The sequence below is a fragment of the Curtobacterium sp. L3-7 genome (assembly GCF_048756585.1).
In the GTDB taxonomy this organism is placed as follows: domain Bacteria; phylum Actinomycetota; class Actinomycetes; order Actinomycetales; family Microbacteriaceae; genus Curtobacterium.
Genome location: NZ_CP151474.1, coordinates 1,137,501 through 1,163,130 on the forward strand (window position 1 = coordinate 1,137,501; position 25,630 = coordinate 1,163,130).

A 25,630-nucleotide genomic window follows, 5' to 3' on the forward strand; every position below is an offset into this window, starting at 1 on the left:
TGGCCTGCGTGACGCACGCACAGCCTCCAGTCCGTCCGGTCGCCCTGGTGACCGGAGCCACCCGCGGCATCGGCCGCGCGATCGCGGCCGACCTCGGCCGCACCCACCACGTGCTCGTCGGCGGCCGGACGGCCGATGCGGTGGACGCCGTCGTGGCGGAGCTCCCGAGCGCGTCGCCGTTCGTCGGGGACCTCGGCGCCGGCGACGTCCCCGAGCTGCCTGCTCGACTCGACGTGCTCGTGCACTCCGCCGGTGTCGAGCAGGGCAACCGCATCGCGGACACCCCGCGGTCCACGTGGGAGGCGGTCTTCGCCACGAACGTCTTCGCCGTCGCGGAGCTCACGCGCCTCGCGCTGCCGGCACTCCGGGCGTCCCGTGGCATCGTCGTGACGATCAACTCCGGGTCTGGCTTCGTGAGCGGCCCGGGAGGCGGTGTCTACGGCGCGTCGAAGTTCGCGCTCCGGGCCTTCACCGACGCCCTGCGCGAAGAGGAACGTCCCAACGGCGTGCGGGTGTCGAGCGTGCACCCCGGTCGGACGGACTCGGACATGCAGCGGGCGCTGACGGAGAAGCTCGGGGAGTCGTACGACACGGAGTACTTCCTCGCGCCGGAGGACGTCGCCGACGCGGTTCGCACGGTGGTGGACCTGCCGGCACGCGGCATGATCGAGACGCTCTCGATCCGTCCTACTCGCAGACGCTAGTTATATACGGAGTGTGAAATATGAAATGATGAAAGCTCCCCGTCCGAGGAGTCTTCGTCATGCGTTTCCACCGTCCTGCCCGCCTCGCCGCCTTCGCCTTGTCTGCGGCGACCCTGGCCGCAGCCGTGATCCTGCCGGTGCTCCCCGCCGCAGCCGTCGAGATCATCACACCCGGTCCCCTGACCAAGATCGAGACGACCAACGCGCTGCGATGTCAGGTCTGGTATCAGGGCACGCAGCAGTTCTACGGCTCCGGTTCGTGCTACACCGCGGTGGCAGTGGACAACGTCATCCGGGGCTACGGTGCCGCGTGGACTCCGGAGAGTCAGACCGTGAGTGGGGCAGGGACGAAGGCCGACCCCCGGGTCATCACGACGACGGTCACCGGCGGCGGCCTGCGGCTCACGCAGCAGGACAGCTACGTGATCGGCAAGGGCGACTTCGACACCCGGGTCGACGTCGTCGACACCACCGGGCGGGACCGTGCCGTGACCGTCTACCGTGCTGCCGACTGCTACCTTCGCGGCGGTGACACCGGGTACGGCGAGTACGACAGCGCGACCGGCGCTCCTTCCTGCCTCAAGAACCCACCAGGGAGCGCCGAGCAGGGCCAGGTGGAGTCGTTCATCCCGAAGACGCCCGGTTCGAACTGGGCGTACGGGGGCTACTCCGCGGTCTACAAGTACTTGTCGGACCGGAAGCCCTTCCCGGACCGGCTCCTCACCACCAACCTGGTCGACAACGGCATGGGGATCAGCTGGGACGCGACCGTTCCGGCGAACGGCTCGAAGTCCTTCGAATGGCAGAACCACTTCCTCACGGGTGAGGACCCGGAAGTTCAGCTCGCGGCCTCCGGCGCGCTCGAGGACACCAACGAGAACGGCCGGACCGACGCGGCGGACACCGTCACGTGGACGGCCCTGCTCGAGAACACCGGCAACGTCCCGCTCTCCTCGGCCGCGGTGACGAACACCCTCGGAGCATCGGTGACCTGTCCCGCCGGCCCCATCGCCGTCGGTGCGACCGTCACGTGCACCGGGAGCGCACCGGTGGGTCAGTCCGCGATCGACGCCGGCTCCCTGACGAACACCCTCTCCGTCTCGGCCACGTCACCGAAGGGGAAGCCGGCCGCTGCCGGTCCCGAGTCCGCGACGGTCGAACTCTCCGGCGCCGCTGCGGTCTCCGCATCGGTCACGAGCAACCTCGGTGCCGCACCCGTTGCGGGTGACACGGTCACCTACCAGGTGGACGTCGAGAACACCGGTTCGCTCACCGTCGCGGACCTGTCGGTCAGTACGGAGTCGGCTCGGCTCGTGGAGTGCACGCCCACCACGATCGCGCCTGGCGGGACCGCAGTGTGCAGACTCGAGCGTCAACTGACCCAGGCGGACGTCGATGCCGGACACCTGGTGTTCACCGGTGTGGTCCGGGGCACTCCTGCGCGTGGTGAGGCCGGTACGCTCGCAGATCTCCGCCTCGACCAGGACATCGCCTCGTCCGCGACGGCATCCGTCGCGACGACGTCCGACGCCGGCGTGTCCGTGCAGGCAGGGCAGACGATCCGGTACACGACGACCGTCACCAACACCGGGACCGTGACGCTCTCCGACCTCGCTGCTCGGCCGGCGATCGGCGATGCCGCGGCGTGCGAGCGGACGTCCCTCGCTCCCGGCGCATCGACGACCTGCGTCGTGACGTACAGCGCGACGCAGGCCGACGTGGACGCAGGAGCGGTGGAGCAGACCGTGACCGTCGTCGGTGCGGCTCCCGGTGCGGATCCGGTCCGACTCGGGTCCGCGGACGTCCGTGACGTCGCCGTGCCCGCGCCCGACGTCGACGCATCCGTCGAGACCGACGCGGCAGACGTCCCCGCCGTGGGCGACGTCGTCACGGCGACCGTCACCGTGACGAACACCGGGAACGTGACGCTCTCCGACGTGACCGTCGATCCCGCCACCGGCGACCCGGTGACCTGCGTCGCCGCCACCCTGGCTCCCGGAGCGACGACGACCTGCGTGGTGACCCGCGCCCCGCTGACCCAGGCCGACATCGACAGCGGCGCGATCGCGTTCTCCGGCGACGTCCTCGCGACCACGCCGGCCGGTGCGCGATCCGTGCTCGGCGGCGTCCGCGTGACCGATCCGGTCCCGGCGACCCCGTCGGCCGCTGCCACGATGACCTCGAACGCCGGCTCGGCGAAGGTCGGGCAGACCGTCACGTGGACCACCACGGTGACGAACACCGGCAACGTGACCCTGAGCGCGGTCGTGGTCGACACGGTCGACGGTGCCGCCGTGTGCGACGTCGACGCCCTCGCCCCCGGACAGCGCGCGACGTGCACGTCGACCGCCGAGGTCACCCAGGCTGACGTCGACAGCGGCACCCTCGACCGCGAGGCCATCGTCAGCGCTGCAGCTCCCGGAGCCGCCCCGGCCGAACTCGCCCGTGCCGAGAGCTCGGACCGCATCGCGCCGGTCCCCGCGCTCGGGGCGTCCACGACGTCGGACGTCACCGAGCACACCGGCGTCGGTGACCAGGTGACGTGGACGACCACGGTCACGAACACCGGGAACGTCACGCTGTCCGCGCTCCGGATCGGTGCCGGCACCTGCGACACCGCGGTGCTCGCGCCCGGAGCCGAGACCCGCTGTGTCGTGAGCCGGGAGCTCACCCAGGTCGACGTCGACGCCGGCGTCGTCCGGCTGGACGAAGCGATCTCGGCGACCACGCCGGCCGGGGCCACGGCGGTCCTCGCTCGTGCCGCAGCGGAAGCTCCCGTCGCACAGCACCCGGCGCTCACGGCGACGAGCTCGTCGGACGCCGAAGCGCAGCCGTCCGTCGGTGACGTCGTCACGGTCGTCGTCGCCATGGAGAACACCGGCAACGTGACCCTGCGCGACCTCGCGCTCCGCCCGAGCCGCGGTGAGGTCGCGGACTGCGCGTCGGCGCCGCTCGCACCCGGAGCCCGGATCGAGTGCACCGTGACCACGACCGTCACGCAGGCGGACGTGGACGCCGGCGGGTTCGACGTCGGCACGACGGTCCTCGGGTCCACGCCGGCCGAGGACGGCGTCGGACTGGCCGAGACCTCGGTCCGGGCGGACGTTCCTGCTCAGCCTGCTGCCACCCTCGCGCTCGCCGCCGCGGTGCGGGAGCGGCTCGACCCGGGCGCGGAGCTGCAGGTCGAGGCGACGGTGACGAACACCGGCAACGTGACCCTGTCCGACATCGAACTCGACGCTTCCGCCGATCAGCAGGTGGCCTGCCCGGACGGTGCGATCGCGCCGGGTGCGTCCGTCACCTGCACGATCACGGTGACGGTGACGCAGGAGCACGTCGACGCAGGTGGGATCGAGTTCCACGTCGACGGCACCGCCGCGGTCCCGTCTGGGGCGCGCACGGCCGTCCCGACCGCGGACCTGACCGTTCCGATCGACGCCGAGCCCGGTGCGACGCTGACCCTGGCGGTGGTGCCCGGTGGCGACCTGTCCGTCGGCAGCACCATCGGGTTCCGCGCGACCGTGGCGAACACCGGGAACGTCACGCTCAGCCGACTGGCCGTGAGCCGACTCGTCGCGTTCGCGGCGAAGCACGGCGACGCCGGGGAAGCCCACGATGCCGGTGTGCCGGCGTGCTCGGACGAGACCGTCCCCGTGGGTGGTTCGGTGGCGTGCACCTTCGAGCGGACGATCACGCAGTCCGACCTCGACAGTGGTTCGCTACGCGAAACCGTGACCGCGTCCGCCGGGGTCCCCGCAGGCGACGACCTCGCAGTCGCTCCGGCGTCGGTGACGGTCACGGTGCCCCGGGCGATCGAGGGCTCGACCGAGTTGACTGCGAACACCGACGGTCCGGTGTCCGAGGGCACCAGGGTGACACTGACGACCACGGTCCGGAACACCGGGTCCGTCACGCTCAGCGACCTCGTCGTTCGTCAGCACGATGCCGGCGAGCAGGTCTGCGTCGCGACGGATCTCGCCCCCGGCGCTGAGACGACCTGTTCCGGTGAGCGAACGGTGACCGCGGCCGACGTGGAGCACGGCGCCCTCGAAGCCGCTGTCACGGTGACCGCGACGGATCCGCAGGGCCACGGGGTCGACCTGCCGGATGCCTCGGTGAAGATCCCGGCGACGGCTCCGGCCGAGTTGGCGTTCACCGGCGTGCAGGGGATCAGGCTCACCTCCGCGGCCGCCCTGGCGTTGTTGGCCGTCGGCGCGGCCTCGATGGCCCTCATGGCGCGCCGGGCCCGCGCGGAGTCCGAATCGGACTGACCGGTGCCGCCCTGGGCCCGGCTCGGCCTGCCGTTCGTCACTGCGACGGCGACAGGTCGAGCCGCGCGTCGAGGTCCAGCCGGTCGAGGAACGTCTCGTCGTGGCTGACCACCACGACGGCCCCGCGGTAGGCCCCGAGCGCGTCGACGAGCTGGTCGACGCTCGTCATGTCGAGGTCGTTCGTCGGCTCGTCGAGCACCAGCAGCTGCGGGGGCGGGTCCGCGAGCACGAGGCCGGCCAGCGCCACCCGGAAGCGCTCACCACCGGAGAGCGCACCCGCGGGACGGTCCACCGTGTCCCCGCGCACCAGGAAGCGGGCGAGCCGGTTCCTGAGCACGGCGTCCCCGACGTGGGGCGCGCCGCGACGGACGTTCTCGAGCACGGTCAAGTCGTCGTCGAGCGAGTCCTTCCGCTGCGGCAGGTAGGCGATGTGCTCCACGTGCGGTTCGGCGTGCGTGCCCGGGAGCGGGTGCTCCCGCGCGGAGGGCCACCCGACGAGCTGCTCGAGCAGGGTCGTCTTGCCGACGCCGTTGTCCCCGCCGACGGCGATGCGCTCGGGTCCCTGCACGATCGTGTCCCGTCCGCGGACCGTGATCGTCGCGATGCGTCGGGACGCGGGGACGTCCGGATCCGGCAGCTCGACGTGGATGGACTCGTCGGCCCGGAGCCGCGTCTCCGCATCCCGCTTCGTCTGCAGGGCCGCTGCCTCGTCGTCCGCGTACCCGGTGCGGAGCCTCCCCGCCGTCTCCTCTCCCTTCTTCCGCATCTCGTTCGCGAAGATCTTCGGCATGCCCTGCGCGGACTTGACGCCGGAGCGGGCCCGCCGCGCGATCTTCGTCTCCGCCTCGATCCGCTGCCGCTTCTCGGTGCGGTGCCGCTGCTCGGCGACCCGGACCTCGCGCTCGACGGCGGCCTGCTGGACCGCGAGGTGCTCCTCGAACGCGCTGAACGTCCCGCCGAACACGGTCATCGACCCGGCGCGGAGTTCGGCGACCTCGTCGACGTGCTCCAGGAGCTCCCGGTCGTGGCTGACGACGACGAGCGTGCCGTGCCAGGCGTCGACCATGTCGAGCAGCATCGTCCGCGCTCGTCGGTCGAGGTTGTTCGTCGGCTCGTCGAGGAACGCGATCGTGAGCCCGCGCAGGCGGATCCCGGCGACCGCTGCGAGGACCGCCTGGCCGCCGGACAGCGTCGTGACGGGCCGGTCGAGGTCGATGCCGAGCGGGTCGAGCGCGGCTGCGGCGCGCTCCTCGACGTCCCAGTCGTCGCCGATGACGTCGAAGTGCGCGGGCGATGCGTCACCGCCGAGCACGGCTCGGAGCGCCCGGACCGTGGCGCCGATCCCGAGCAGGTCGGCGACCGTGTCCTCGGTGCGCACGGACAGCCGCTGGGGGAGGTGGTCGACGGGACCCGACGTCGTGACGGTGCCAGACGTGGGGTGGAGCCGACCGGTGACCAGCCGGACCAGCGTGGTCTTCCCGGCCCCGTTCCTCCCGACCAGACCGGTCCGGCCGGAGCTGAAGGCGGTGGTGAGGTGGTCGATCGCGACGGTGCCGTCTGGCCAGGTGAAGGTGAGGTCGTGCAGGACGACCGATGGGTTCGCGGGCATGGTGGTGCCTCCCGTGTGTCGATGCGGGCGCACGACACCGGAGCCGCGGATGCGGCAGGGACCCGACTCAGGCGGGCGTGATCACGGTGTCAGCGCAGGGGCTGCTGCTGCGAGGACGCAGTACCGGTGATCACGCGCAAGGCGACTTCTTCCGTCGGTTCACCCCCGTTTCCGTGACCCGAGCCGGCGGTCGGTCTCCCGCCCCGCTGCTCCGTGGTCACGACGGAGTATCCTCCACGGTAAGCCCGTTCCCGGACGGCCGCAAGGGATGACAGGGTGGAGGCATGCCCGAGAACCTGCTGCCGACCCCGTCGAGCAACCCCGAGACCCTGCTCCCCGCCGAACCCGAGGTGACCGCGGCGCTCGCCGCTGACGCACCCGTCGCCAGCGTGGTGGTGTCGCACCCGTCGTCGAGCCTGGCGTGGGCGCTCCTCGCCGACGAGGCGTGGGAGCGTGGCGCGACGCTCGAGTCCTACGCGTACGCCCGTGTCGGCTACCACCGCGGGCTCGACTCGCTCCGCAAGGCCGGGTGGCGGGGTGCCGGGCCGGTGCCGTGGTCGCACGAGCCGAACCGCGGCGTCCTCCGGGCGCTGTTCGCCCTGCGTCGCGCGGCCCAGGCGATCGAGGAGCCCGGCGAGCCCGAGCGCCTCACCGAGTTCCTCGACGGCGCCGACCCCGCAGCGATCCCCGCGCTGACCGCGTAGGGCGGCGCGCCCGCCTGCCGGCGCGGATCGCTCCCGCACAACCGAAAGCACCCCGCGCCACGAGATTCCGTGGCGCGGAGTGCTTTCGGTTGTGCGGAACGCGGCCAGTCGCGCGCCCGCCGCCTGCCGCCGCTACGCCAGCAGCACGCTCCACGCGCGGGTGGACGGCCAGAGCTGGTGCTCCGGGAGCACGTCCAGCCCGCACGCACGACTCCCGAGCCCGTGCTGCGCGGCATCGAGGTACAGGTACAGCGCGTCGGGCGTCGGCAGCTCGTACGGGTGCGCCGCACGGCTCACCTGCTGCGCGGTCCACGGCGTCAGGGTGAACCCCGCCCGGTGCGCCCCGACCGTCGACACCGTGAACGGCCCCACGGTCAGCGAACGGAGGCCCGGACGGTGCCCGGTCTCCTGCGGCCTGGAGTAGTTCGCGTTCAGCAGCGACACCGGGGAGCCGAACCGACCGACGTGCGCCGCGTGCGACGAGTCCGCGTAGGACTCGAGCGGCCCCGTCCCGAACCACTCCACGGCGGCGTCCTCGGACACGAGGGACACCGGCAGGTCGATCCGCACGCCGATCCTCGGCCACGTCACGTCCCAGGCGCCGAAGGGGATCGCCGTCGTGTCGAGCAGCAGCCCCTCGTCCGTCCGGGTCCATCGGTGCGTGACCTCGACACCGGCGCCGCTGTTCGCCGCCGCGACCCGGACCCGCTGCACGAGACCGTGCCCGGTCCGCTCGACGTCGATCAGCCGGTGCGTCAGCCGGTCGAGCCCGGCACGCACCCACTTCTCCGCCGACGCCGGCGCGTCGGGATCGCCGACGCCGTGCGTCAGCACCGGGTCAGCGGTCTCGTAGCCGCCCTGCGACGCCAGTCGATCGTTGTCGGTCGGCGCGCGCCAGAGCTCCAGTCGCGGCCCGGCGACGGGCAGTCCCTTCCAGCTCGACAGGTCGCCGCGTTCGGTGAAGGTCGCCTCCCCGAGTCGGTCGCCGTCCCACCCCGTCCTGGAGGCTCGTGGCGCCTCCGCCGGACGGCTCGCGACGAGCGTCTGGGCGCGTGCCACGACGTGGCCGGTGTCCGCCCAGGCCGTCGGTCCGGCGAGCTCCGCGACGACGTCGAACCACAGTTCCTCGCCGGGGGCGATGTCGCCGGCAGCCGCGCCGAGCACGTCGTCCGGGACGGGCACCGTTGCTGACTCGCGAGCGGCGATCACACCAGGGGCGATCCGGCCCGAGGACTCGACGACGCCGTTCCGCGCCAGGGTCCAGCGGAACCGCAAGCCCGCGGTCGAGGCGGAGTGGTACCGGTTCTCGACGAGGACCGTGCCGTTCCCGACCGAGATCCGGATCGGTGCCACGACAGCTGCGTACTCCGCGAGCCCCGGCGTCGGGATGTCGTCGGGCAGCACGAGGCCGTCCATCACGAAGTTGCCGTCGTGCACGACCTCGTGGAAGTCACCGCCGTAGGCGTAGTACGGAGTGCCGTCGGGTGTGTGTGCGAGCAGCCCGTGATCGCGCCACTCCCACACGAACCCGCCGTGCAGCCGGGGGTACCGGTCGACCAGGTCCTCGTACTCCTGTATCTGCCCGGGGCCGTTCCCCATCGCGTGGACGTACTCGCAGTGGATGAACGGCTTCGACCGCTGCCGTGCGGCCTCGGCGGGGCCGCAGCCGAGCAGGGGCGTCGGGGTCCCACCGCCGATCGACTCGGTCTCCTGCAGCGTCGGGTACATCCGCGAGTAGACGTCGGTGTACTCGCCCGTGTAGTCGCCCTCGTAGTGCACCGGGCGCTCCGGGTCTCGGGCGTGCACCCAGGTCGACATCGCAGCGAGGTTCCGCCCGGTGCCGGACTCGTTGCCGAGCGACCACATCACGATCGACGGGTGGTTCTTGTCGCGCTCGACGGTCCGTTCGATGCGGTCGAGGTAGGCGTCCTCCCACGCGGGGTCGTCGGACGGGTTGCCCTGCCAGTCGAGGAACACGAAGCCGTGCGTCTCGAGGTCGCACTCCAGGATCACCCAGAACCCGAGCTCGTCGGCCAGGTCCAGCACGCGGGGGTGCGGCGGGTAGTGCGAGGTCCGGATGGCGTTCACGTTGTGGCGCTTCATGAGCGCCATGTCGGCGCGGGCGTGGTCCTCGTCGAACACCCTCCCTCGCTCGGGATGTGTCTCGTGTCGGTTCACCCCGTGGAAGACGACCCGCTCGCCGTTGACCAGGAACCGGTCGCCCTCGATCGACACCGTGCGGAACCCGAGCCGGAGCGACACGGTCTCCCCACCCTCGGCCCCGCCGGCCGTCGTGCCCGTGGACAGCGTGGCGTCGTAGAGCTTCGGGAGCTCGGCGCTCCACGGCTCGACGCCCTCGACCTCGATCGGGGCGACGTCGTCGGCGTGCTGCCAGACGACGGACACCCCGAGGTCGGGCACCGCGAAGCGGACCGGGAACACCGCGTCGAGCGTCGGCACCGTGATCGTGCCGGAGCCCGTCGCGGGACGCCCGGACGCCGCGGTCCCCGCGGTCGCAGCCGAACCCAGCGCCGCCGTCCACGACGCCCTGACGAAGACGTCGTCGATCGGTGCCGTCGGTCGCGCGAGCAGTGTGACGTCGCGGAAGATGCCCGGCAGCCACCACTGGTCCTGGTCCTCGAGGTACGAGGCGGCCGACCACTGGTGCACGCGGACGCGCAGCTCGTTCGGCCCCGGGCGGAGCAGCGATGTCACGTCGAACTCCGTCGCCAGGCGCGACCCGGTCGACCACCCGACGAGGTCGCCGTTCAGCCACACCCGGAAGTGCGACTCCACCCCGTCGAAGCGGAGCAGCACCCGCGCCGCCGCGTCGAAGGTCGTCGGCACGTCGAACGTCCGTCGGTAGTCGCCCGTCGGGTTCTCCTCCGGCGGGTTCGGCGGGTCGATCGGGAACGGGTACTGCAGGTTCGTGTAGCTCGGCGCCCCGTGCCCGTGCAGGACCCAGTGCGCGGGGACCGGCAGCGTGCCCCATCCGTCCGGGTCCTCGAACGGCGCCGCATCGGCGACGGGCGACCAGCGGAAGTCCCACTCCCCGTCGAGCGACAGCGACGGAGCGTCGGTGTGCAGCCATGCTCTGGGCGTCAGCCGGGACGCCGATCCGGGTGCGGTGGACGCGAGGTCGGGAGTGGTCAACCCTTGACCGATCCTTCCGTGAGGCCCCCGCGCCAGAAGCGCTGCAGGACGATGATGGCGATGACGAGCGGGATGACCGAGACGAGCACCCCGCCGGTGGTGAGCTGGTAGAACTCCGGCAGCCGGTCGACCTGTGCGCGCCAGTTGTTGAGCCCGAGGGTGATCGGGTACAGCTTCTGGTCGGCCAGCATGATCAGCGGCAGGAAGAAGTTGTTCCAGATGCCGACGACCTGGAACAGGAACACCGTCACGAGCGCCGGCGTCATCTGCCGGAGCGCGATCGTGTGGAAGATCCGCAGTTCGCTGGCGCCGTCGAGTCGTGCGGACTCCATGAGCGCCGTGTCGATCGACGCCGCGGCGTACACCCGGCAGAGGAACAGGCCGAACGGGGAGACGAGGCTCGGGATGAGCACGCTCCAGTACGTGTCGGTCAGGCCGAGCGTCGAGAACAGCAGGAACAGCGGCAGCGCCGTCGCGGTCCCCGGCACGAGCACACCGCCGAGGATCGTCCCGAACACGAGCTGCCGCCCGCGGAACTCGTACTTCGCGAGCGCGTACCCGCCGGCTGCGGCGAGGTACGTCGCGAGCACGGCACCGACGCCCGAGTACAGGATGCTGTTCGCGATCCAGCGGACGAAGATCCCGCCGTCGTACGTGAACACCTGCTGGATGTTGCTGAACAGCGCGAACTCGCCGCCGAACCAGAACCCGTTCGTGGAGAACAGCGCGCCGGTGGTCTTCGTCGCCGCGATCACGACCCAGTACAGCGGCACGAGGAAGTAGATCGCGACGATCACGAGGATGCCCGTGACGACGATCTGGCTCTTGCCGGACCGGTCGAGCTTGCGACGCTGGTGCGCCGAGATGGACGTGGTGTCCACCGGTTCGGCGGCCTGCTTGGTCACCGGCGCCTGGATGGTCTCGCCGCTCATCGTTCGGTCCCTTCGATGGTCGCGACGCGACCGGACTGGAGGCTCGGGTCGGCTTGGGAGGTGACCGGACGGACGGCGGATGCGCGCGTCTGGAGCGCGCGCCGCGCCTCCAGGCCGTCCTTCTTGGCCCGCTTGCGCTGGTCGCGCTCCTCCTTCGGTGGCCGGTTCGTCAACGCGAGGAACGCGAACGACAGGATGAACGCGGCCAGGGCGATGATGACCGCCTGCGCACTCGCGACGCCGTACTCGTTGAACGCGAACGCGTTCGTGTAGGCGGCGTAGTTCGGCGTGTACTCGGTGTCGATGGCCGGCGCGACCGTCGACAGGATCTGCGGCTCCGCGAAGAGCTGCAGTGTGCCGATGATGGAGAACACCGTCGTCAGCACCAGAGCCGGCGCGATGAGCGGGATCTGGATGCGCCAGGCGACCTGGACCGGACCGGCGCCGTCCATCTTGGCGGCCTCGTAGACCTCGCCGGGGATGGACTTCAGCTGCGCCACGATGATGAGCATGTTGTAGCCGGTGTACGTCCACGTGACGATGTTCGCGATCGACCACAGCACGCTGTTGGCGCCGAGGAAGTCCGGCTGCAGCCCGATCGGCTGCAGCAGGGCGACGATCGGCGACAGGCCGGGCACGTACAGGAACGACCAGAGGATCGTCGCGATGACGCCGGGGACGCCGTACGGCATGAAGTAGATCGCGCGGAAGAACCCGGGCCAGCGGGCGCTCGCCGACTCCAGCAGCAGCGCGAGGATCGTGCAGGCGATGATCATCACCGGGACCTGCACGATGCCGAACAGCAGCATGCGGCCGATCGAGGCGACGAAGCCGGAATCGTTCAGGGCCGTGACGTAGTTGTCGAACCCGGCGAAGCGGCCCGTGACGCCGTCCTCGCCGAACAGGCCCTTCCGGTCGACGGTCGTGAAGCTCTGGAACAGCGCACTGATGATCGGGATGATGAACGTCAGCACGAACAGGGCGAGGAACGGCGCGAGGAGGACCCACGGCGCGCGCTTCTGTGCGCGGGTGGCCTTCGTCGACGTGCGGAAGGCGGTGTTCGGCTGTGTGCTCATCGTGCCGTCCTGACGCTGAGGCCCTTGTCCTTGAAGGACTGGACGATCTCCTTCTGCGCGAGCTCGACGGCGTCGCGCAGCTTCAGACCGGAGGTGAGCTTCCGGCGGAACTGGTTCTGCAAGCTGGTGAACGCCGACTGCGTGACCGGGGACCAGGACCAGTCGATGTTCTGCTCCTTCGACGCCGGCACGAAGACCTCTTCGTTGTAGTTCTGGCCGGAGAACCACTTGCTCGGCTGCTCGCGCTGCTTCCCGATGTAGTCCACCGCGGGCGACCACCCGATGCCGCAGTACTTGATCATCGCGTCGATGCCCTCCTTCGAGGTGGTCATCCACGTGATGAACTGGAGCGCCTCCTCGGGGTGCTTCGCGTTCGCGAGGACCGCGGCCGTGGAGCCGCCGATCGCGCTCGAGCCGTAGCCCGTGTCGCCCCAGGTCTGCATCTTCGCGACCTTCCACTTGCCCTCGCCGCCCTGCACGGACTCGATGAGGGCGTCGCCCCAGCTCGCGCTCGTGACGGCCGCGATCTTGCCGCTCGCCGCCGAGGCGTACCAGCCGGGGGTGTAGGCGCCGGCGCTCGTGTCGACGAGCTTGTCGTCGATGCACCCGTCGAAGAAGTCGGCGACCATCAGGGTCTTGTCGTCGGTCATGTCGACGACCCACTCGTCGCCGTCGACCTTGAACCACCGGGCACCGGCCTGCTGCGCGTACGCGGCGAACGGCGAGGCGTCGGCCACGGGGAAGACCTCGAGGTAGTTCTGCGGCCCGGTCTTCCTGACCTTGTCGGCCAACTCGCGCCACTCGTCCCACGTCGCCGGTGGTTCGCCGCCGGCTTTCTCGAGCAGCGCGGTCTGGTAGTAGAAGCCCATGGGGCCGGTGTCCTGGGGGATGCCGTAGACGCCGTCGACGAACGAGACCTGGGCCCACGCCGCCTCGTCGTACTTCGACTCGTAGTCCTTCGCGCCGTAGCGGGCGAGGTCGACCAGGCCGTTCGCGAGCATGAACTCGGGGATCTGCCGGAGCTCGACCTGGCCGATGTCGGGGCCGCCGCCGGCCGCGAGCGCGGAGTACATCTTCTGGTACCCGCCGGAGTTGCCGCCGGGGATCCAGTTCGCGGTGACCTGGATGTGCGGGTTCTTCGCGTTCCAGACGTCACAGACCTTCTGCAGGTCCTTGAGCCAGGCCCAGTAGGTGATCTGGACCGTCTCGCCGCTCGCGGCCGCTGGGATGACCCCGGCCTTGTTGACGTTCGTGGATCCGGGGACCGCGCATCCGGCGAGCAGGCCGGTCGCGGCTGCTCCGATGCCGAAGCCAAACAGCTGTCGTCTGGAGATGGGTCGTGGTGATGGGGGCGTCATTGCCGTCGCACTCCGGTTCGTCGTCGATCGGGGTTGCGGTTCAGCCAACCACAAAACCGAGCGACAGTGCGATTTCGGCGCTGGGTGTTCCCTCCGATGTGGTGGGTGTTCCCTCCGATGTGTGACGTCGGAGCGCCGACGGGTGGAGTGTGGTCGGAACGTGAGAGCGCAGGGGCTCCTCGAGTTCCTGCTCCGTCCAACCGAAGGAGCTGCCATGACGTCGACCAACGTCACGAACGAACTGCACCGGATCCTGGGCCAGCGACTGGAGGGCGGAGGCACGTGGGCGTGGGCCTACGTGGACGCCTCGGGCAACGTCGAGGATCCGCGTCGCCAGGCGGCGCTGAAGCTCCGCGGGGTCGAGGAGGCACTCCGAGCGCAGGGCTCGGACCTCGACGCGGTCGACGTCATCGCCGGTGAGCTCGAGAACAGCCCCGGTGTCCCCTCACCGGTTGCGCGGTACGTGCTCGTGCACGACGGCACCCTCGTGCTGAGCGAAGTCCTGCCCGGTCCGATGCACGCCGCCGAGTCGATCGGCGTCGGCGCCGTCCCCGACCTCGTGCCGCTCGTCGCGCACCGGCCGATCGACCTGCCGTTCCTGGTCGTCCAGGTCGGCAAGGACGGCGGCGGGTACCGCGCCTTCAAGCTCGGGCACCCGGCGACCGCCGACGACGAGGAGCGCATCTCCGGGGAGACCTTCGACCAGCACAAGGTGAAGGGCGGGTTCGGTGACTGGAAGCAGCCGCGCTGGCAGAGTCGCACAGAAGAGGTCTGGCGGCAGAACACGAGCGAGGTCGCGAGCGCGATCGACAAGGCCGTCGCGCGACTCTCGCCCGCGCTCATCGTCGTCGCCGGGGACCTGCAGGCGCGTCCGATGCTCATCGAGCGGCTGTCGTCGGATGCACGCCGGCTCGTCAGCGAGGTGCCAGGGGGCGGGTTCGACGAGGAGGTCCTCGGCGATCACGTGCGCGTCGCCCTCGCCCGGGTGATCGCGAAGCACCGGCACGACCTCGAGGACGCGCTCCGGTCCCACGTCGGTCGCGGGGACAACCAGGCGGTGACCGGGCTCGGCCCCGTGGTCGAGGCGTTGCAGCAGGCCCAGGGTGCGACGATCGCGCTGGACGCCGTGGCCGTGGGTGAGCGGACGTTGCTCGCACTCGGGGCAGCGCCGTGGATCGCGACCGCACCGGAGCAGGCTGCTGGCGTGCCGGTGATCGGCCCCGTGCCCGCGGTCTGCGCGCTCGTGCGTGCTGCGGTGCTCACGGACGCGGAACTCGTGCTCGTGAACGCCGCGTCGTTGCCCGGGGGCGTGGCCGCCGCGGCGCTGTTGCGCTGGCCGGTGGGCCCCACCGTCCCGGCCTGAGCGGCCTGCGCTACACCGTGCCCTTTCGCGCGTAGGAGCTCGAATCGCGCGTAGTCGGTCGGAAGTTCCGACCCCCTACGCGCGATTCCGCATCCCACCGCGGGCGTTGTGGGACGAATCGCGCGTGGTTGCCGCGCGGGTCAGTCGTGGGAGCGGTCGGCGCGCGGGACCAGGGGGAGCGCCAGGAGCGGCAGGACCGCCACGATGCCGAACGACGCCGCGAACCCGAGCGCCCCCACGAGCGCACCGATCCCCGGGCCGACGGCGCTCGCCGCGATGAACTGCCCGGTGTTCTGCGTCCCGAGTGCTCTCCCGGACCAGAAGGGCCCAGCGGCCTCGGCCACCGACGTGTACGCGAGGCCGTTGTCCGCCACGGTGACGCTCGTCGCGATGACGAGGAACACCGCCGCGCCGGCCAGGTGCGTCGCGTCGACGAGTGCCAGCACGGCCATGACCACCGCGGCGCTGACCGCGACGATGCGCAGCGGTCCGACCCGGGATCCCGCCCGGTCGCTCCACACGCCGACGAGGATCCGCCCGATCGCGCCGACGAACTGCGACGCCCCGACGAGCAGCCCCGCCGCGGGCGTCGACCACCCGAGCCCGACGAGCCACACCAGCCCGTAGGTCGACAGCGTGAACTGCGGCACCACGAGCAGGATCGACACCGCGTGGATCCGCCACAGGAAGCCGTTCGTCCGGTAGGGGTTCGCCGTGACGGTCGTCGCCGCCTCCGAGCGGACCGGCCGCGGCGGGTTTGCGATGCCGATCGCGCACGACACGGCGAGCACCGCGCAGAGGAGGATCGGCAGGACGAGTGACGCCCGGATGCCCTGCGCCTCGGCGAGCTGCGGCACCGTGACCGCCGCGAGCGTCACCCCGAGCGGCTGGGACATCTGCCGGATCCCCATCGCGAGCCCTCGACGCTCCTTCGGGAACCAGCCGACGACCACGCGTCCGCTCGCGGCGTTCGTCGACGCGCTCGTCATGCCGCCCGCCAGGAATGCCAGTCCGAGCAACACCGGGTTCCCTGCAGCCGCCCACGCGCCGACCACCGCGAGCGTCGTCAGGACCAGGCCGCCCGCGATCACGATGCGCTCGCCGAAGCGGTCGGTGATCGCTCCCCAGGCGATGAGCGTCAGCACCATGCCGAAGGTCGGAGCGGCGGCCAGGAGCCCCGCAAGGGTCAGCGACGTGCCCTGGGCGTGCAGGTACGGGATGAGCAACGCCGGTGCCGAGACCACGAGCGTGCCGGCGGCCTGTGCGGCGACGCCGAGCGCGAGCATCGTCCAGGCGCGGGCGGTGATCGGGGGTGTCGCGGCCGAACGGGGAGCCGTCGTCGTCATGGAAGCAGTCGTTTCGTCTCGGAACTGATTGGTATACCAAAACGGTATACCATCCGAGGCGCCGCGCCACTAGGCTGATGTGCCGTGACCGAACCGACCGACGCAGCCCCGGTGTCGCAGACGGCCCAGCTCTACGACAACCTCCGTGGCGCGATCCTCACCCTCGACATCGCGCCGGGCGAGCGCATCTCCGAGCGCGGGCTCGAGGCGCGTTTCCACGCCTCGCGCACGCCCGTCCGCGCGGCGCTGTCACGACTGGAGCGCGAGGGGCTGATCCTCCACGAGGGGCGCTCGTGGACCGTCACCCCGATCGACCTCGACGAGATCGCGTCACTCGCCGAGCTCCGCGGCGTGCTCGAGCCCGCCGCCGCACGGCTCGCCGTCGCGCGTGCGTCCCGCGAGCAGCTCGCCGAGGTCCGGTCGCACCTCGACGCCCTGCGGCCGACGCCGGACCAGCAGGCAGGCATCCGTATGGGCTCGACGTTCCACCTCGACCTGGCGGCCCTCGGCGGCAACCGGTTCGTCACCGACGCGATCGCCGATGCGCTGACCCGACTGGAGCGGACGCGTTGGATCGAGGTCCGGACGCCCGAGGCCCGCGACGCCGCGTGGGACGAGCACAGCGCGATCCTCGACGCCGTGCAGGCCGGGGATGCCGACCGCGCGGCCGAACTGCTCGCCGCACACGTCGCCGGGACGAACGACCGTCTGCTCGCCTTCATCGCGCAGGAGCGCCGCCGTCTCCGCGGTGCCGGCATGGCGATCGTGGGTGCGACGGAGCGCTGAGCGCGCCGGCACTCGACCCACCGCGACGCGACCAGGCGCCACCCGACCTGCGCGACCCACGGCGAGCACGGAACGCGACCCGCTCGAGGAGGCGACGGCGCAGACCAGCTGCACCGGGCCTCCTGTCCGGGGCCGCGTCAGCGGCTCACTCGATACGCGCCCGTTCCTCGGCGATCCAGGCGTTCACGGAGTCTTCGGAGTGTTCGAGGAGCGCGTCACGCACCTCTGCCTCGTCGCGGTTCAGGCGGTGCGCGTCGCGGCGCCCGGAATGTGTCGACTGTGACATCTCGATCGTCCTTCCCGAGTGCGGGCGCATGCCCGCGATGATGCGGACACCGTCCGCTGATTGCGCTTCCCCACGGGACGTACTGAGGTCGCTCCAGTGTCGTCGGATCGCTTCGGATCGCGCAAGGGTCCCACGGTGGTTGTGGAGAAGTGTGTCGGCGACCGGTGCCTAGGATGGTCCGCTGTCGGGGCGGCTCGCCCCGGTACGGATCACCAGACGGACGGGAGGCACGGGTTGACCGACCAGCGCACGGCGCCTCCCACGGTCTACGACGTCGCCTCCGCGGCCGGCGTCTCCATCGCCACCGTGTCCCGCGTGCTGCGCACGCCGGACGCCGTCCGCGAGGGCACCCGCGACCGCGTGCAAGCGGCGATCCGAGCGCTCGGGTACGTCCCGTCGGGCAATGCTCGTGCGCTTGCCGGACGCCGCACGGGCGTGATCGGGTTGCTGCTCCCCGGCTTCGACGTCGTCGCGGACGAGCGTCCAGGACTCGTCACGGACGGCGGCGTCCGCGTGGTCGACGACCGTCGGCACGTGACGCAACCGTTCGCCTCGAACCTGTACTTCGACGAGGTCCTCCGCGGTGCCGAGACCGAGGCGTGGCAGCGTGGCCTCGCGCTCATGGTCGCGGCCGGCCGTGGTCCGTCGCGGGACGTCATCGTGAACGACGTCGCCGGCCGGGTCGACGGGCTCGCGGTGCTGGCGCAGACCGTGCCGGACGACCTGCTCGAGCACGTCGCCCGCCGGATCCCCGTGGTGATGCTCGCCGACGACCGGCGCTCGCACGGGTTCGACTCCGTCAGCGTCGACAACGCCGCCGGGATGCGCACGCTGGCATCGCACGTCATCGGACGGCTCGGTATCCGGTCGATCGCGTACGTCGCCGGGCCGATCGACTCGCCGGACGACATGGAGCGTGCCGCCGGGTTCGCCGCTGCGCTGGCGGACCACGGGGTCGACGCGTCGTCCGTCCGCACGGTGCACGGCGACTTCGGGCGGGTCCGGGCGCGGGAGCTCGTCGGGCCCCTGCTGGCCGACGGTGTGCCGCGGGCGATCGTGTGCTCGAACGACCAGTCGGCGCTCGGTGTGCTCGACGGGCTGCTCGCCGCTGGGGTCCGCGTGCCCGAGGACGTCGTCGTGACGGGGTTCGACGGCATCGACGCCGGGCGGTTCTCGTCGCCGCGACTGACCACGGTGCACCAGCCGATGGGGGCGCTCGGGCGCGCTGCCGTCGCGGCGATCGTCGACCGGCTGGACAGCCCCGCCGGGCCCCCGCGCTCGATGCGCCTGCCCGTCGAGGTCCTCCTGCGCGAGAGCTGCCCCCCGGCGCTCTGACGCGCGGCGGGCCCGCGCCGGCGCGGCGGTGCCCGTGCCCGCGTGGCGGGCCCGCGCCCGCCCGTCGGTGCCCGTGCCCGCGTGGCGGTGCCCGCGCTCGTGCTCGTACTCCTCCTCGCGCCCAAGCTCGCGCCTCGGTGCCCGCCCGCCGCAGTCCGGAGTGGTCACGACGCCCCGCTGATTGCTCGCCGGCTGGTCACATCTCGTCGGTCCCCGCGCGTTCTGGCGACGGTTCGTGACCGCTGGGTGAACCCGAGCGGGGTGTTGTGACCGGTCGCACGCCGCACGCGCACGCGCACGCGCACGCGCACGCACGCGCACGCCGCACGCCGCACGCTGCGCGCCGCGCGTCGGCCGGCCGCTGCCCCGCGCCGGTGCCCGAGCGAACCGTGACGGGGGACACCGGAATCCGCCGGTTGCGCCGCGCGATGTAAGCGCATACATTGTCTCGGTACCCACTCGACACGGAGGTCGACCGAGCAATGACGCTTCCCCCACAGCGCACGCGCGGCCAGCGCGCACGACGGCGCGGACGCCTGATGGCGGCCCTCGCCGGGCTCGCAGTCGTGGCCCTCACCGCCACCGGCTGCAGCATCCAGGTCCGCTCCCAGCCGGACCCGAGCATCGGCAAGGACACCATGCTCATCAACGCGGACCACGGCAACCCGCTGTTCGACCGCAACTTCAACCCGTACATCGCGAACGCCCGAACGGCGTCGAAGTGGATGTACGAGCCCCTCATCGAGGTGAACCCCCTCGACGGTAAGCGCAACCCGTGGCTCGCGAGCTCGTGGACGCAGCCGGGCGCCAAGACGATCGACATGACGATCCGCAGCGGCGTGAAGTGGTCAAACGGCGACGCGTTCAGCGCGAAGGACGTGGTCTTCACGTTCGACCTGCTGAAGAAGTTCCCCGCGATGGACGTCAAGGGTGCATGGCAGCACATCGCCAGCATCGACCAGCAGGGCCAGCACGTGGTCTTCCACCTGAAGTCGGAGGACGTGCCCAGCCTGACGATCATCGGGCAGACGTACATCCTCGGTGAGCAGCACTGGAAGGACGTCAAGGACCCGACGACCTTCCGTGACCCGAACCCCGTCGGCACCGGCCCGTTCGTCCTCGGGAACTACAGCGACCAGCAGTACTCGATGGACAAGAACACGTCGTACTGGCAGGCCGACAAGATCGCCATCAAGCACCTGATCCTGCCGGCGACGAACACGCAGCTCGACACCGTGACCCGTGGCTACGACTGGGCGTACTCGTTCATCTCCGACGTGAAGGGCACGTGGGGTGCCGCATCGAAGACGAACACGTACTGGTTCCCGCCGGGCGGTGTGATCGGCCTGATCCCGAACCTGACGAAGGCGCCCTACAACGACGTCAACGTCCGCCGGGGCATCTCGCTCGCGCTGAACCGTGACGACATCGCCGAGACCGCGACCGAGGGCAACCTCACGGCGGCGGCGCAGACCGGCCTGATCCTGCCGAACCAGGAGCAGTACGTGAACGACGCCATCCCCGACAAGGGCGTCATCACGCAGGACGTCGACGCCGCGAAGGCCTCCTTCGCGAAGTCCGGCTACGTGGAACAGGGCGGCAAGATCGTCAAGGACGGCAAGCAGCTCGAGATCACGATCATGACCGCGAACGGGTACTCCGACTGGCTCCGCGCCGCGCAGGAGGTCCGCCGCAACCTGACGGCCATCGGCATCAAGGTGACGATCCAGGCCCCGCAGCCCGCCGGGTACCAGCAGAACATCAACAACGGCACGTTCGACATGGCGATGGGTGGCATGGGCAACGGCGACGTGTACCAAGCGTTCAACTCGCTGCTGAGCTCCGACTTCTACCAGCCGGTCGGCAAGTCGACGGTGAACAACTACGAGCGCTACAAGAACGCCGACACGCAGAAGCTCCTCGACGAGTACAAGGCGACGACGGACACCGCGAAGCAGCAGGAGATCCTCGACCAGCTGCAGGAGGTCGTCTACAACGACCTGCCCGTCATCGGGATGTACTACGGCGGCCTCTGGGGGCTCTTCAACACCAGCAAGTTCGTCGGCTGGCCGAGCGCGAAGGACCCGTACATGGCGCCGCAGAACTACGACTCGGCCCCGTTGCTCATCTTCTCCAAGCTCCGTCTGCGCGACAGCGCTGAAGGACGCAAGATCCTCCAGGAGCAGCAGTGAAGTACATCCTCCAGAAACTCGTCCTCTTCGTCCTGACCCTCTGGGCAGCGGTCACGCTGAACTTCGTGCTCCCGCGCCTCATGCCCGGCAGCCCGACCGATGCGGCACTGGCGAAGCTCAGCCAGAACGGCCCGGTCACCGACGCCACCAAGAAGGCCATCGAGGCCCAGCTCGGCGTCCCGACCGGCAACCTCTGGGACCAGTACGTCAGCTACCTGCACCAGGTCGTCACGCTCGACTTCGGCGTGAGCTACACGTTCTACCCGCAGAACGTCGGTGACCTGGTCGCCCGCGCGCTGCCGTACACGCTCATCCTCGTCGGCCTGGTCACGATCATCGCCTTCGTGCTCGGCACCCTGATCGGCGTCGGCGCCGCGTGGAAGCGCGGCACGTGGCTCGACTCGCTGCCGACCCTGTCCGGCAGCTTCATGTCGACGTTCCCGTACTTCTGGACGGCGCTCCTGCTGCTGTTCTTCCTCGGCTACGTCCTGCACTGGTTCCCGACCACCGGCGCGTACTCGGCGACGTCGACGCCCGGTCTGAACCTGGCGTTCACCGCCGACGCGATCCAGCACGCGATCCTGCCGGCGGTCACGATCCTGGTGACGAGCCTCGGCGGCTGGATCATCGGCATGCGCAACGCGATGATCAACACGCTCGGTGACGACTACGTGACCTTCGCCGAGGCGAACGGCCTCCGCGGTCGCACGGTCGCCATCCGGTACGCCGCACGCAACGCGATCCTGCCGAACCTGACCGGCTTCGGTCTGGCGCTCGGTGGTGTCGTCGGCGGCTCGGTCCTGGTCGAGCAGGTGTTCGGCTACCCGGGCATCGGCTACCTGCTGTTCAACGCCGTCATCGGCCAGGACTACCCGCTCATGCAGGCACTCTTCCTGATGATCACCGTGTCGGTGCTCATCGCCAACTTCATCGTGGACGTCCTCTACGGCGTCCTGGACCCGAGGACGCGCCGATGACCACTGTCGCAGTACGCACCCAAGAAGAATCCCAAGCGCCATCCCGATGGAGATCAGCCGCCCGCCAGTTCGGGGTCGTCTGGGGGAACACCAAGGCCAGGATCGGCATCATCATCCTCGCCGTCTTCGTGATCGTCGCGATCGCCGCCCCGCTCCTCGCGCCGTACGGAGCCAGTCAGAACGGATTCCCGCGAAGCCAGGACGCAACAGTCGCCCACTGGATGGGGACGACCGCCGCCGGTGAGGACGTCCTCTCCCAGATCATCTACGGCGCCAGGATCTCGGTCCTGGTCGGCGCGGTCGCGGGCATCCTGTCCACGCTCGTCGCCGTCGCGATCGGCCTCAGCTGGGGCTACGTCCGCGGCTGGATCGCCGAGGTCATCGGGTTCGTCGTGAACCTCTTCCTCGTCATCCCGGGCCTGCCCCTGATGATCGTCATCGCGGCCTACCTGCAGAACGGCGGCATCGCCGTCATCATCGCGGTCATCGTGGTGACCGGCTGGGCATGGGGCGCTCGCGTCCTCCGCTCGCAGACGCAGTCGCTGCGCGGCCGTGACTTCGTGACCGCCGCGCAGTTCTCCGGCGAGGGTGCCACCCGCATCGTCTTCCGCGAGATCCTGCCGAACATGACGTCCCTGATCGTCGGGTCGTTCTTCGGCGCCGCGACCAGCGCCATCCTGGCGGAGGCCGGCCTGGAGTTCCTCGGCCTCGGTGACTCCTCGATCGTCAGCTGGGGCACGATCCTCTACTGGGCGCAGAACTCGAACGCGCTCCTCACCGGCCAGTGGATCCTGCTGTTCGCACCGGGTCTGTGCATCGCGCTCCTCGCGATGAGCCTGACCCTGATCAACTTCGGCGTCGACGCCGTGTCGAACCCGCGACTGCGCGAGGGCGCGCGGGTCAAGAAGGAGAAGGCCGCATGACCAGCCTGGAGGCTCCCATCACTTCCGCCCCGCGGGCTGCGGACGTCCTGCTCGACGTCCGCGACCTGTCGGTCGTCTACGAGTCGGCCGGCCAGACCGCGGTCCAAGCGGTCGACCACGTGTCGTTCTCCCTGAAGAAGGGCGAGTTCGTCGGCCTGGTCGGCGAGTCCGGCTCCGGCAAGTCGACGCTCGGGTACGCGCTGACCCGGCTGCAGAAGCCGCCGGCGCGGACGAACGGCGGCAGCATCGTCTTCGCCGGCAAGGACATCCGTGACCTCGACGAGGAAGCACTCCGCCAGCAGCGGCAGGGCGGCTTCGCGATGGTGCTGCAGTCCGGCATGAACGCGCTCAACCCGGTGCGGACCATCCGGAACCACTTCATCGACATCTTCAAGGCACACGGTCACGTCCCGCGCGAGCGCTGGGACAGCCGGATGCGGGAGCTCGTCGGCAAGGTCAAGCTGCCCGACTCGATGCTCGCCCGGTACCCGGGCGAGCTCTCCGGCGGCATGCGGCAGCGCGTCTCGATCGCACTGGCGCTCTCGCTCGAGCCGCAGCTCATGGTGTTCGACGAGCCGACCACGGCGCTCGACGTCCTGGTGCAGCACGCGGTGATGGACACCATCATCGAGCTGCAGCGATCAGAGGGCTTCACAGCCGTGCTCATCTCCCACGACCTCGGCATCGTGCTCGAGGCCACCGAGCGCGTCCTCGTGATGCACGAGGGACGGATCGTCGAGGACGGCGGTTCCCGCGACATCCTGCGCGACCCGCAGGACGAGTACACGCAGATGCTGCTCTCGCACTACGCGGATCCCCGGGCCGAGGTCGTCTCGCTGCCCGGCTTCCCGGACCGCTCGCTCCGCGCGGAGTCGGGGGAGAAGCGACAGGAGGCGACGACCTCGCACGCCACCGTCGGCACCCGCGAGCGCACGGCCGCGAAGAACCCGATCGTCATCGACGGCCTCGTGAAGACCTACGCCCCGCCGCGTCGTGGCGAGGAGCCCGTGCGCGCCGTCCGCGACGTGTCGTTCACGCTCGAGCCGGGACAGTCGCTCGCGCTCGTCGGCCAATCGGGCTCCGGCAAGTCGACCATCGCGAAGATGCTCACGGGCGTCGAGAAGCCGACGAGCGGCACCGTCCGCTTCGGAGACCTCGACGTCGCGAAGCTCGGGCGCCGGGGCCTGCGGGACCTGCGCTCCGAGGTGCAGATGGTGTTCCAGGACCCGTACGCGGCGCTCAACCCGCTGCACACGGTCGAGTACACGCTGACCCGTCCGGTCGTGAACTACACCGGCCTCCGCGGCAAGGAAGCGCGGCACCGCGTGCTCGAGCTCCTCGAGACCGTGGGGCTCACGCCCGTGGAGCAGTTCGCGCAGAAGCTCCCGCACCAGCTCTCCGGCGGGCAGCGGCAGCGCGTGGTCATCGCCCGGGCGCTCGCGAGCGACCCGCAGGTGATCATCGCCGATGAGCCGGTCTCGATGCTCGACGTCACGCTCCGTGCCGGCGTGCTGGCGCTGCTGGAAGACCTGCGCGAGCAGTGGGGCGTCTCGCTCCTCTACATCACGCACGACCTGCTGAGCGCCCGGCTCATCACCGACGACATCATGGTGCTGCACGACGGCGCCGTCGTCGAGCGCGGGCGGACGGCCGACGTGCTGCAGAACCCGCAGGACAGTTACACGATCGACCTGCTCGACGCGGTGCCGAACCCGCGCCGACGGCTGGCGGAAGGAGCACTGTGAGCACCCTGCACGACTTCGAGGCGGTCACCGCCTTCGGACACCTGCCCACCCCGGACGCTGTCGACGTCGTCGGCGTCGACCTGCCGATCGGACGACTGACGGCGTACCGGATCGTGCCGGAGGGCGAGTCCAAGGGCACCGTCCTGATCGTCCCCGGGTACACCGGCTCGAAGGAGGACTGGCGGACCTTCCTGCCGGTCCTCCGCGACGCCGGCTGGTCCGCCGTGGCGATCAGCCGGCGCGGCCAGGCCGACTCGGTGGCGCCGACGGACCGGAGCGAGTACACGCTCGAGCAGGAAGCCGCCGACGTCGTCCGGGTCGCGAGGCTCCTCGACGACGGCGCGCCCGTGCACCTCATCGGGCACTCGCTCGGCGGGGTCATCGTCCGCGCGGCCGCGATCCAGGACCCGAGCGCCTTCCGCGACGTCACGATGTTCTGCTCCGGCCCGCACGGCTGGACGAACCGCAAGGCCGCTGAGCGCGCGATCGTCTCGGAGTCGTGCAGCAACCGCGCGCTCTTCGACGCGACGAACCCGCTCTGGGCCGGTCGTCCCGACGAGGAACTCCCCGACGACGTCCGGATGGTCCGCGAGCGCTTCGACCACACGAGCGTGCTCAGCGTGCTCGCCGGCGCAGGCATCCTCGAGGACCCGTCCGACACCACCGACGCGCTCCGCGAGACCGGTCTCCCGACCCTCGTGGCGCACGGCGTCTGGGACGCGGCATGGCCGATCCCGTGGCAGCACGACATGGCCGAGCGGCTCGGCGCCGACTACGCGGTCATCCCGGAGAGCTACCACGGCCCCCAGGTCGAGAACCCGCTCGGGACGGTCGCCGTCTTCGATGCGTTCTTGTCCGAGCACTGAAAGG

Annotated in this window: 18 protein-coding genes; 11 read left to right on the plus strand and 7 right to left on the minus strand. The window is 70.6% G+C overall.

Going from position 1 to position 25,630, the window contains the following annotated elements:
- Window positions 1–8: 8 nt before the first annotated feature.
- Entirely contained in the window at window positions 9–704 is a 696-nt protein-coding gene (locus AAEP80_RS05795; protein ID WP_420366306.1) for an SDR family oxidoreductase, read from the plus strand.
- A gap of 59 nt (window positions 705–763) precedes the next feature.
- Window positions 764–4,975 carry a DUF7507 domain-containing protein gene (locus AAEP80_RS05800; protein WP_420366307.1) on the plus strand — a complete coding sequence of 1,404 codons (4,212 nt, stop codon included), beginning with the start codon at window positions 764–766 and terminating at the stop codon, window positions 4,973–4,975.
- Between the two features lie 37 nt (window positions 4,976–5,012).
- On the opposite strand, the gene AAEP80_RS05805 is transcribed toward AAEP80_RS05800, so the two are convergent.
- A complete protein-coding gene (locus AAEP80_RS05805; protein WP_420366308.1) occupies window positions 5,013–6,584 on the minus strand; it encodes an ABC-F family ATP-binding cassette domain-containing protein in 1,572 nt (523 codons plus the stop codon).
- 284 nt (window positions 6,585–6,868) lie between these two features.
- Between AAEP80_RS05805 and AAEP80_RS05810 the strand changes: the two genes are divergently transcribed.
- Window positions 6,869–7,288: a DUF3151 domain-containing protein gene (locus AAEP80_RS05810; protein WP_402727977.1), complete on the plus strand. Its 420-nt coding sequence runs from the start codon at window positions 6,869–6,871 to the stop codon at window positions 7,286–7,288.
- Between the two features lie 132 nt (window positions 7,289–7,420).
- Here AAEP80_RS05810 and AAEP80_RS05815 read toward each other — a convergent pair whose 3' ends face one another.
- The 4 genes from AAEP80_RS05815 to AAEP80_RS05830 are packed head-to-tail and all read right to left on the minus strand — an operon-like array spanning window position 7,421 to window position 13,807.
- Window positions 7,421–10,441: a glycoside hydrolase family 2 TIM barrel-domain containing protein gene (locus AAEP80_RS05815; protein WP_420366309.1), complete on the minus strand. Its 3,021-nt coding sequence runs from the start codon at window positions 10,439–10,441 to the stop codon at window positions 7,421–7,423.
- Window positions 10,438–11,373, minus strand: coding sequence for a carbohydrate ABC transporter permease (locus AAEP80_RS05820; RefSeq protein ID WP_420366310.1), 936 nt, complete (start codon window positions 11,371–11,373; stop codon window positions 10,438–10,440). Before AAEP80_RS05820 ends, AAEP80_RS05815 begins: the two co-directional genes overlap by 4 nt.
- Window positions 11,370–12,449: a carbohydrate ABC transporter permease gene (locus tag AAEP80_RS05825; RefSeq protein WP_420366311.1), complete on the minus strand. Its 1,080-nt coding sequence runs from the start codon at window positions 12,447–12,449 to the stop codon at window positions 11,370–11,372. Before AAEP80_RS05825 ends, AAEP80_RS05820 begins: the two co-directional genes overlap by 4 nt.
- The gene (locus AAEP80_RS05830; RefSeq protein WP_420366312.1) at window positions 12,446–13,807 is read right to left on the minus strand and encodes an ABC transporter substrate-binding protein; all 1,362 of its coding nucleotides are present in this window, start codon (window positions 13,805–13,807) and stop codon (window positions 12,446–12,448) included. The genes AAEP80_RS05825 and AAEP80_RS05830 overlap by 4 nt, the downstream gene beginning before the upstream one ends.
- Window positions 13,808–14,021: 214 nt before the next feature.
- Between AAEP80_RS05830 and AAEP80_RS05835 the strand changes: the two genes are divergently transcribed.
- Window positions 14,022–15,170, plus strand: a complete 1,149-nt coding sequence (locus tag AAEP80_RS05835; RefSeq protein WP_420366313.1) for a Vms1/Ankzf1 family peptidyl-tRNA hydrolase — start codon at window positions 14,022–14,024, stop codon at window positions 15,168–15,170.
- A 140-nt stretch (window positions 15,171–15,310) separates the two neighbouring features.
- Here AAEP80_RS05835 and AAEP80_RS05840 read toward each other — a convergent pair whose 3' ends face one another.
- A complete protein-coding gene (locus AAEP80_RS05840) occupies window positions 15,311–16,516 on the minus strand; it encodes an MFS transporter (protein ID WP_420366314.1) in 1,206 nt (401 codons plus the stop codon).
- Window positions 16,517–16,600: 84 nt separating this feature from the next.
- Here AAEP80_RS05840 and AAEP80_RS05845 point away from each other — a divergent pair, with 84 nt between their 5' ends.
- Window positions 16,601–17,302 (plus strand): GntR family transcriptional regulator, encoded by a 702-nt coding sequence (locus AAEP80_RS05845; protein WP_413602979.1) that lies wholly within the window; start codon window positions 16,601–16,603, stop codon window positions 17,300–17,302.
- A 145-nt stretch (window positions 17,303–17,447) separates the two neighbouring features.
- Here the strand turns inward: AAEP80_RS05845 and AAEP80_RS05850 are convergent, their stop codons facing one another.
- Window positions 17,448–17,588 carry a hypothetical protein gene (locus AAEP80_RS05850; RefSeq protein ID WP_413602978.1) on the minus strand — a complete coding sequence of 47 codons (141 nt, stop codon included), beginning with the start codon at window positions 17,586–17,588 and terminating at the stop codon, window positions 17,448–17,450.
- A gap of 234 nt (window positions 17,589–17,822) precedes the next feature.
- Between AAEP80_RS05850 and AAEP80_RS05855 the strand changes: the two genes are divergently transcribed.
- From AAEP80_RS05855 to AAEP80_RS05880, 6 genes are all read left to right on the plus strand, one after another.
- Window positions 17,823–18,923, plus strand: a complete 1,101-nt coding sequence (locus AAEP80_RS05855) for a LacI family DNA-binding transcriptional regulator (RefSeq protein WP_413602977.1) — start codon at window positions 17,823–17,825, stop codon at window positions 18,921–18,923.
- Between the two features lie 482 nt (window positions 18,924–19,405).
- Complete coding sequence (locus AAEP80_RS05860) at window positions 19,406–21,115, plus strand: ABC transporter substrate-binding protein (protein WP_420366315.1); 1,710 nt, start codon at window positions 19,406–19,408, stop codon at window positions 21,113–21,115.
- Entirely contained in the window at window positions 21,112–22,092 is a 981-nt protein-coding gene (locus tag AAEP80_RS05865) for an ABC transporter permease (RefSeq protein WP_413602975.1), read from the plus strand. Before AAEP80_RS05860 ends, AAEP80_RS05865 begins: the two co-directional genes overlap by 4 nt.
- Window positions 22,089–23,015: an ABC transporter permease gene (locus AAEP80_RS05870; protein ID WP_420366316.1), complete on the plus strand. Its 927-nt coding sequence runs from the start codon at window positions 22,089–22,091 to the stop codon at window positions 23,013–23,015. The genes AAEP80_RS05865 and AAEP80_RS05870 overlap by 4 nt, the downstream gene beginning before the upstream one ends.
- Entirely contained in the window at window positions 23,012–24,760 is a 1,749-nt protein-coding gene (locus AAEP80_RS05875) for an ABC transporter ATP-binding protein (protein ID WP_420366317.1), read from the plus strand. Before AAEP80_RS05870 ends, AAEP80_RS05875 begins: the two co-directional genes overlap by 4 nt.
- Entirely contained in the window at window positions 24,757–25,626 is an 870-nt protein-coding gene (locus AAEP80_RS05880) for an alpha/beta fold hydrolase (protein ID WP_420366318.1), read from the plus strand. Before AAEP80_RS05875 ends, AAEP80_RS05880 begins: the two co-directional genes overlap by 4 nt.
- Window positions 25,627–25,630: the final 4 nt, after the last annotated feature.

What these genes read in the sequence shown, in the direction of transcription:
- AAEP80_RS05850 (WP_413602978.1), bottom strand. Translation starts at nt 17,588, where the DNA reads ATGTCACAGTCGACACATTCCGGGCGCCGCGACGCGCACCGCCTGAAC.
- AAEP80_RS05825 (WP_420366311.1), bottom strand. Translation starts at nt 12,449, where the DNA reads ATGAGCACACAGCCGAACACCGCCTTCCGCACGTCGACGAAGGCCACC.
- AAEP80_RS05870 (WP_420366316.1), top strand. Translation starts at nt 22,089, where the DNA reads ATGACCACTGTCGCAGTACGCACCCAAGAAGAATCCCAAGCGCCATCC.
- AAEP80_RS05805 (WP_420366308.1), bottom strand. Translation starts at nt 6,584, where the DNA reads ATGCCCGCGAACCCATCGGTCGTCCTGCACGACCTCACCTTCACCTGG.
- AAEP80_RS05800 (WP_420366307.1), top strand. Translation starts at nt 764, where the DNA reads ATGCGTTTCCACCGTCCTGCCCGCCTCGCCGCCTTCGCCTTGTCTGCG.
- AAEP80_RS05860 (WP_420366315.1), top strand. Translation starts at nt 19,406, where the DNA reads ATGACGCTTCCCCCACAGCGCACGCGCGGCCAGCGCGCACGACGGCGC.
- AAEP80_RS05820 (WP_420366310.1), bottom strand. Translation starts at nt 11,373, where the DNA reads ATGAGCGGCGAGACCATCCAGGCGCCGGTGACCAAGCAGGCCGCCGAA.
- AAEP80_RS05830 (WP_420366312.1), bottom strand. Translation starts at nt 13,807, where the DNA reads ATGACGCCCCCATCACCACGACCCATCTCCAGACGACAGCTGTTTGGC.
- AAEP80_RS05840 (WP_420366314.1), bottom strand. Translation starts at nt 16,516, where the DNA reads ATGACGACGACGGCTCCCCGTTCGGCCGCGACACCCCCGATCACCGCC.
- AAEP80_RS05835 (WP_420366313.1), top strand. Translation starts at nt 14,022, where the DNA reads ATGACGTCGACCAACGTCACGAACGAACTGCACCGGATCCTGGGCCAG.
- AAEP80_RS05875 (WP_420366317.1), top strand. Translation starts at nt 23,012, where the DNA reads ATGACCAGCCTGGAGGCTCCCATCACTTCCGCCCCGCGGGCTGCGGAC.
- AAEP80_RS05810 (WP_402727977.1), top strand. Translation starts at nt 6,869, where the DNA reads ATGCCCGAGAACCTGCTGCCGACCCCGTCGAGCAACCCCGAGACCCTG.